The following is a 614-nucleotide window of genomic DNA, read 5'->3' as shown; positions in this document are numbered from 1 at the left end:
TTCCAGGTTTGTTGTCACCGGAATACACAGTTCGCGCTTGAGTTTTCCACTGCCGAGCAAGCTGGCAAGCATACCGCGAGAGCCACTGCGAGTGCGGTCAATCTCAAACCAAAGCTTGAGGTTTTGCTCATCGCGATGCGCGACAAACTCTAACTCGCGCCATACGCCATGATACGGGCCATCAGTGGGCACCATTTCAAACTCTTGTACAAATGGCAGTTCGAAACCTTTTACCTCTTCACATTCGACTTGGCGAATACGCAAGCCTTGGGCTTCAAACGCTGACAATATGGCATCCATAAGTGGGTCGGGTCTAACGGTGAGAATGTCTTTGTCGGTAGGGTCAAGCGCCATCGCCACATCTAAGCCGGTTTCTAGCCAGACTTTTGCATCGCCGATGGTCACTGGTGTGTTCCAAGGCACGTCGAGTTTGACGTCGAAGGTGCGCTCTTCACCAGGATGAATCGTAAAGGCGTACGGGAGATTCCATTTCGCCAAGACATGCGTTTGCGGTACTCGACGCATGCTGTGCCCTTCTCGCGCACCACGGTCGTCCGGAGCCTCTGCGATGTAGCGGCAACAAAGCTTCATATCGATATTATCGATCGCTTGTT

Annotated in this window: 1 protein-coding gene; it reads right to left on the bottom strand. The window is 52.4% G+C overall.

The features are described 5' to 3' along the window. Positions 1-614 (bottom strand): sporulation protein (locus tag R8N49_RS28500; protein WP_318190619.1); only part of this gene is annotated, 614 nt, incomplete at both ends.

The sequence above is a fragment of the Vibrio sp. 1978 genome, assembly GCF_033344345.1.
This window is presented reverse-complemented; position numbering and strand designations above follow the sequence as displayed.